A 6557-nucleotide genomic window follows, 5' to 3' on the forward strand; every position below is an offset into this window, starting at 1 on the left:
CTCCCAGGCATTCGCTAACCTCTGGTATAAATCCCACCGCGCCCACACCAATGGCCTGACCGTCGTCCGCGTCCGCGGCACCGACGAACTCCACGTAGCCGGCGACTGGCGCAAGGTATTCACCGAAGGCCGCCTCACCACCCAGATGAAACAAAAAGACCAGTACCCCCTGCCGAGGAAGAGCGCCCGATAGATGTCGACCGACGGATGGAAGAACTTCGGCAACTACGGCGCAGACCGTGACCCAGGAAACGTCCACGGCAAAATCGCCCTCGCCCGCGCCCTCGAGGACGCCCTCGAACGCATGATCATCGACGGCGGAATCAAATCCCCGGTCGGCACCCGCCGCGGCCTGAAAGCCCGCATGCGCTACCTCACCACCACCAAAGGCGGCCCCCAAGCCTTGGCCGACGCCGGCATTCTCGCCACCCCCGCCACGATCCGCGCCTGGACCCGCGGCACCCAGCGCCCGCGCCCGGCCAACCTCGAAGCGATCGACACTGCCTACTGGAACCTGCGAGCCCACAACGTGCTCGCCAACCCCGGCGCCCTCAAGCAGCACCTCAACCGAGGCGGCCGCGGCACCCGTATCGAGATCCACCCCGTCAACCAGACCACTGTCGACGAGCCCCGCCGCCGCGACAACCTGAGGATTCAACACCGGCAGGTCCGCTATATCTGGGACGACGCCGTCGACGCCCTCGTCGCCAGCGACCTGGACACCATGGAAGACCTCTGGGACGACATCATCGCCGAACTTGACTCCGACTGGGGCGCCTACACCTACGTCTCCTACATCGGCATCGGCGCCTGACACGACCGCCTGCGGCTGGCCTGACCGGCCCTGATGGTCTGCGGGGGAGTGTCGGTTGGACCTCGTCGTCTGAGTGTCAGTGGCGCAGGTGCGGTGGCCTGGTCGTTGACGCTGACGGGTGGTGCTCACTCGTTGCTTGCATGAGTAACGAAGGGCCATGTCATTCTCATGCCGACCACCAGTGCTTCCGGCGTCGCCCGCCGCCAGACCCTCCAGCACGCCTCCGGCGCCCTCCCCCTGACGCTGCGGCCGTCTGACGGCCAAGACGTCGCGCGGCCGACGGGTTACGGGCGCTGGGTGAGCAGGGCGTCGACGCGGCTGGAGTGCTGGATGTAGGCGGCGAGGTCGGGCCCGAGCAGGCCGGCGACCGTCAGGAGGTCCTTCATCCGTACGGCGACGGGAACGTTCAGGAGCGGTTCCCAGTGCGCGGCCCGGTTGCGCAGCTCGTGCAGGTCGCCGATCGGCTGGTCGACGGTGGCACGGTTGGTCCCGGGCGGGAAGGCGTGGTGGAGGTGGGGGACCCACAGCGTCTTCTCGTGCGCGGAGGTGGACAGGTACCTCCACATGCCCAGCGACAGCTCGGCGATCACCTTCCCGGGGGGCGCGCTGCGGCCGTAGCGGGTGCGGGCGCTGTCGATGGCCTTGCGGGTCTTGTCGTTCATGTCGACCCGGCGCGTGCCGCGCGAGCCCTTCTTCACACGGATCAGCGGGGCGCGCAGGGGACTGGCCGGGTCCTCCAGCCAGTGCCCGTTGCCGTTCCAGGTCGCGTCCAGCGCGGCGGCGTACGCGTTGCGCAGGGCGATCTCGAAGTGGCTGAGGTCGCGCAGGACCGCGCAGGTCAGGCTCGTGTTCCATTCGTACAGGGCGAGGGCGCGGGCGGGGTCGCCGCCGGCCGCGGTCAGGTAGATGGCGTGCCGGGCAGGGCTGAGCCAGTTCTCCACCCACGGCCCCGGGGCGGGTGCCGGGGATGCGTGCGTCACGGTTCCTCCTGCTGGAAGGTCGGGTATAGTCATGGATGACAAGCCCCGGTGGACCGCTGATCTAAATGATCATGTCGCCGGGGCTAAGACGTTTTCCGGGCCCGGTACGCCTCGCCCGCGAGACGGCAGCCCCGCGTTCCCGTTGCCGGGGCCTGCGGAGTGCGGCCGGTCGCATAGCTCAATGAAACCCCCGATCCGGAGCTGTCCCCGTACACTGGGACCACGGATTGACCTGCATGACCTCTAAGCCACCAGGGAAGCGGAGAGACGAGGCATAACATGCGGGTCAAGCCGTAGCTATCAATCCGCTGCAATCGGTGAGGAGGCGCCGTGATCCGGGCCCGCCTTGTATCGGCCACGGGGGAGCCGCCCGGACCCGCCGAGAAGGCGGTGAAGACCCGCCACGAGACGCTCGACGCCCTCACCGACAGCGGCATGCTGAAGGATGCCGTCACAGCCGCCACCCACCTGTCCGCCGCCGGCCGCACCCCTTCGGCGGTCCGTGTCCGCCGCCTCTACGTCCGCCATACCGTGCCGCTGAAAGTCGTGACGGAACGCAATGGCCTGCCGCGCGAGAAACGGCCTCCCGCCGCCCGACTGATCGCCCCCCGCGGCGTCACCGGCCGCCTGCACCTGCTCCTGCTGTTCGCCGCCGCCTGCCAGGCCGCCCCCGGCCAAAAGTGGCACCACACGATTCCCATCGAGCACGGCCGCGACCAGCCGATCTCCCTGGAACGACTCGTCTGCGCGCTCGCCCGCCACCGGGGCGGCACGGCTTACGTTGCCAGCCCGAGGACGAACAAGCTGCGCCAGATCACCCAGGCCCTCAAGACCCTCAACGACCAGTACTTGGTCGACCTGCCCCACCGCGGTGAATACCTGCCCTTCCGCGACTTCACCCTGCTGTGCGACAGCGGGCACAGCACCGACAACGCCCACATCCCCTATCGCGTGCCGAAGAAGAACGAGCCGTACGTCGACATCCCGGCCGCGTTCTTCACCCGGGGCTGGGTACACCTGCTGACCCCCAGCGAGATCACCGCCTACCTGATGTGGCTCGATGTCAACCAGCACTCCGAGCACGATGAGCCCTACGTCACCGGCGCCGTGCGCGCGGGCGCCTACGGACTGACCCGCGAGGCCTACGAGACCCACCAGGCGCTGCAGGCCTTCGGCCTCATCGACGTCACCCCCGACCCCGACCGTCACGGCGACGGCAAGTACGCCGGCTACCACCCGGACAGCCGCCTCCCGCCGTGCCACCGGGTCACTGTGACCCCCGACGGTCTGCTTGAGGACGCCGCCGACCGGATCGGCGAAACCCTCAACTGGTATGCCGCCACCGGGGACTGGGTCCGACCGCTTCGCCTCCGGCGCACCTGAGCGACCACATCCGTCCGCGCCGGCTGCCGCCCGGCGGACGGGATCGTCGTCCCCGCGGTGCCTTCCCGGGTACGGCAGAGGCATCGGACCAGCGTCGTGGAGGGCGCCGCCCTGTTCGGCACCGGCCGGGCTCGAACCATGCGGCACGCAGAGTGGGGGGCGATGCGGATCTCGTTGATCTGCTGCTCGCGACTGGAGACCTGCAGGCAGGGCACACTCCGCCGACAGCCCGCGCGCGAACGACAGAATCCGCACCGCCGCACACCCCTGGGCCCCGGCACCGGCTGCGCCGACCCCCGCAGCCCGCGCTCCCGTCCAGGTCCCAGTTTGTGCGCAGAGCATGCTGTTCGGTCCCGAGGCGGGGCACAGGAACGCTACCGTTCGGGCATGTCAGGAAGACCCTGCCACGCCCTCCGCAGCGCCCGCGTAAGCCGCAGCCGAACGGCAACAGCGTCGACTACAACGTTCCGCGGTGGCGCGACGACGGCCAACTCGGCCAACTCGGCGGGAAGAAGTTCGTGCGCAGGGCCACCGAGGTGAGCAGCGGGCGTGAGGGCGTCCTCAAGCACATGTCCGACCCGCCTGTGCCGGGCGAGGGCTATGTGGACAAGGGACGGCGGGCCCGTCGCCGGCGCTTCTACGACGAGGCGCTCTTCATGCAGCAGGTGAACGGAAGTCCGGGCATCCTGCCGATCTGGGACATCGACGACGCCCATGGCACCGCACCCCGCTGGTACGCCATGCCCCGGGCCCGGCCGCTGGCCGACATCGTCGACGACACCTCGACCGTCCTCGACGTGGTCACGCACACCACCGCCCTGGCCCGCACCCTCGCGGCGCTCGCCGATCAGGGGATCTACCACCGGGACATCAAGCCGGACAACCTGTTCTGGTACGACGGGATGCCGGTCCTGGCCGACTTCGGGATCGCGGCCTTCGCCCACCTGCCCGCCGGCGTGACCCGTGTCGGGGAGAAGGTCGGGCCCGCCAACTTCATGGCCCCCGAGATGCGCAGCACCGACGGCAAGGACCGCGGTGAGCGGGCCGATGTCTACTCTCTCGCCAAGACCCTTTTCGTCCTGGCCCATCGCCGTCGCGGCCCGTATCCGCCCGAGGGAACACACCGGGTGGGCGCGGAGGAGTTCAACCTGGCCACCCACGGCGGCGGGAACGCCATGACCGCCCTGGAACACGTCCTGGAGGCCGCGACCCAGCACCGCGTGCAGGACCGGCTGACCATGACCGACTTCCATGCCGAACTGGCGGCCTGGCTCGGCCGCCACGCCCAGACAACCCGCTTCCGCCCCTTCGGCCGCCCCTTCATGGGTGGCTGGGGACCGCACGGAGACCGCAGCCGCCGCGATGTTGAGGCGACACGGGCGATGATGCTGCCCTGCATCCGACGCATCGCCGAAGCCCTGACCGGTGATCCGGACGCCTGGAGCGAGGGCATCAACCACGACAACGGCGATCGCACCCTTGGCGAGTACGGCTGGATCGACAACTGTGAGGAAGGCTTCGTACCCGACGGCGGCTTCATCTGGATGGCCACCGACCTCCACGACGGACGGCGCATCGTCCTGGACGCACTCCTCGACGACGGTGTGTGTTTTATCGCCGAAGCGCAGCGAAGCGGACCGCCGTGGGTCCTGGAACAGCAGTGGGGACACACTCCGTGGCACCGTGCGCGGATGCCGCGGACAGCCGATCAGGTCCAGCAGCTGACAGACGCGGTCGTGGCCTGGATTTCCCACTCCTCACCGGACGCTCCCGTCGCTGAGGTTCCCGAACGGACCGCCGCCACGGCCTGACCCCGCAGCCAGCCGATTCTGTACGGGTTCTGGAAGCGAGACGAGGACGAACTCGGCTGTCCCATGGGGCTGGACGCCGATGCCGGCCGCACTCGATGCGACGGCCGCTGACGACCCGCGCTGGCGCAGGGCGTGGCACGATCCGTGCTCGGCAGCCACGCGGCCAGCAGGGCGTGCTCGGCGCGTTCGGCACAAGGTCGTCAGGGCTCGGGGACCGCAGTGACGGCCGAGCCGGGGCCGCCGCCCTCGCCGACGCTGTCGAGGCCGCGGTCGCGGAGTTCGTGGAGACGGTCGATCCAGGTCTGCTTGAATGCCCCGGCCCCGCCCTCCTCGGCCCCGGGCAGCGACAGCAGCCCCTGTCCGGCGCCGGCCTGTTCGTCGATCAGCTCCTCCAACAAGGCGGCGACCACGGCGATCTCGGGCGACAGGCACATCGCCAGCGCGTGGGGGACACCGGACGGGCTGGCCATCTGAGGGACGAGCTGGGAGACAACCAGGGCGAACCCGGACTCGTCGATCCTCGCCCGCAGGCGGGCGAGGAAGGGGTTGTCGGGCATCAGCAGCCCGTGCATCACGTACAGAAAGCCGACCAGGTTGAGGATTCGTGCCACACTGCGCGCCGCAGTCATCTCCTCCTCGCCGGCGGCCCGGAGGCGGGCGAGCGGGTCAACGAGTGTCCCCGCCTCAAGCCAGCTCTCCAGAGTGCCCTCGCGCTCGGCCTGCTGCGTGGACTCGGCGACCGGCGCCCAGTCCACGCCGGGCATCAGTGCGGCGAGCGCCTCCACGAGGACCTCACTGCCGACCTCCGCGGCCCCCATCCCGGCGGCCGCGGCCAGATGCATCACCGCGCGCCGCTGCCCGCGCTCCGGGCCCCGGTCCCCGGTCCCACGCGCCCCCAGGGTCGTCGACCACCAGCCGCCGCACCTCGTCCGGGTGCGGCAGCCCGGCCGGACCTCGCCCCGCCACCCGCCCGGCCTCGGCGTAGAAGGCGTCCTGCGCCCCCCCGCCGCCCGCCGTACGGGCCCGCACCACCAGGTGCTGGGCGCGCGAGCGGGAGACCGCCCACAACAGCGACTCCCGCACGGCCGGCCACGGCGGCTCGGGCACCGCCAACTCCCCTGGCCCGGCGGGAAGTCCGGCCTCGGCGTACCAGGCGATCACCGTCCACCGCAGATCCCGCCCCGGCCGCGCATGCCGCCCCAGCGCTGCCGCGACGGCCACCGTCTCCTCGGCAAGCACCGACATCGAACCGCGCCCGCGCCCCAGCCACCGCCGTGCGTGCCCGGGCAGCAGTCCCGCCGCCCGTCACCGCTCCAGCTGCGCTGCCGACACCCGCAGGCCGAGCGCCGCGAGGCGCTCGATCAGAGTCCCGCCTCGGGGTCAGGACGGCTTGGGCCAGCGCGTCGCGTGAGGGCTCTGCGGCACTGGCAACGAGTCCGGAACGAGAGCGGGTCAGACGCGGGTGTGGTGACGGCGATGAGAGTTCCGTCCCATGCCATCAGCTCCCACACACACCTCCCGAGAACAAACCTAAGCAGAAGAAAAACGAGCCCCGAATGCGGCTCTAAA

General features: G+C 70.3%; 6 protein-coding genes and 1 pseudogene. 4 read left to right on the forward strand and 3 right to left on the reverse strand.

Annotated elements, in window-relative coordinates:
- Together ABEA26_RS34275 and ABEA26_RS34280 are read left to right on the forward strand one after the other, a co-directional pair.
- Positions 1-193, forward strand: a pseudogene (locus tag ABEA26_RS34275) (acyltransferase); the annotation flags it as partial.
- Complete coding sequence (locus ABEA26_RS34280; RefSeq protein ID WP_053641157.1) at positions 194-814, forward strand: hypothetical protein; 621 nt, start codon at positions 194-196, stop codon at positions 812-814.
- Positions 815-1098: 284 nt separating this feature from the next.
- Here the strand turns inward: ABEA26_RS34280 and ABEA26_RS34285 are convergent, their stop codons facing one another.
- Entirely contained in the window at positions 1099-1794 is a 696-nt protein-coding gene (locus tag ABEA26_RS34285; protein ID WP_111382288.1) for an Abi family protein, read from the reverse strand.
- 330 nt (positions 1795-2124) lie between these two features.
- Here ABEA26_RS34285 and ABEA26_RS34290 point away from each other — a divergent pair, with 330 nt between their 5' ends.
- Together ABEA26_RS34290 and ABEA26_RS34295 are read left to right on the forward strand one after the other, a co-directional pair.
- Positions 2125-3177 carry a hypothetical protein gene (locus ABEA26_RS34290; RefSeq protein WP_053641159.1) on the forward strand — a complete coding sequence of 351 codons (1053 nt, stop codon included), beginning with the start codon at positions 2125-2127 and terminating at the stop codon, positions 3175-3177.
- A gap of 518 nt (positions 3178-3695) precedes the next feature.
- The gene (locus ABEA26_RS34295) at positions 3696-4988 is read left to right on the forward strand and encodes a protein kinase domain-containing protein (protein ID WP_345597750.1); all 1293 of its coding nucleotides are present in this window, start codon (positions 3696-3698) and stop codon (positions 4986-4988) included.
- A gap of 200 nt (positions 4989-5188) precedes the next feature.
- On the opposite strand, the gene ABEA26_RS34300 is transcribed toward ABEA26_RS34295, so the two are convergent.
- Together ABEA26_RS34300 and ABEA26_RS34305 are read right to left on the reverse strand one after the other, a co-directional pair.
- A complete protein-coding gene (locus tag ABEA26_RS34300) occupies positions 5189-5830 on the reverse strand; it encodes a hypothetical protein (protein WP_345597752.1) in 642 nt (213 codons plus the stop codon).
- Positions 5781-6233, reverse strand: coding sequence for a hypothetical protein (locus tag ABEA26_RS34305; protein WP_345597754.1), 453 nt, complete (start codon positions 6231-6233; stop codon positions 5781-5783). Before ABEA26_RS34305 ends, ABEA26_RS34300 begins: the two co-directional genes overlap by 50 nt.
- Positions 6234-6557: the final 324 nt, after the last annotated feature.

This window comes from Streptomyces marokkonensis (assembly GCF_039539045.1).
GTDB classification, from domain to species: Bacteria; Actinomycetota; Actinomycetes; order Streptomycetales; family Streptomycetaceae; genus Streptomyces; species Streptomyces marokkonensis.

Coding starts and splice junctions, on each gene's coding strand:
- ABEA26_RS34280 (WP_053641157.1), top strand. CDS start 194: ATGTCGACCGACGGATGGAAGAACTTCGGCAACTACGGCGCAGACCGT.
- ABEA26_RS34300 (WP_345597752.1), bottom strand. CDS start 5,830: ATGCATCTGGCCGCGGCCGCCGGGATGGGGGCCGCGGAGGTCGGCAGT.
- ABEA26_RS34305 (WP_345597754.1), bottom strand. CDS start 6,233: ATGTCGGTGCTTGCCGAGGAGACGGTGGCCGTCGCGGCAGCGCTGGGG.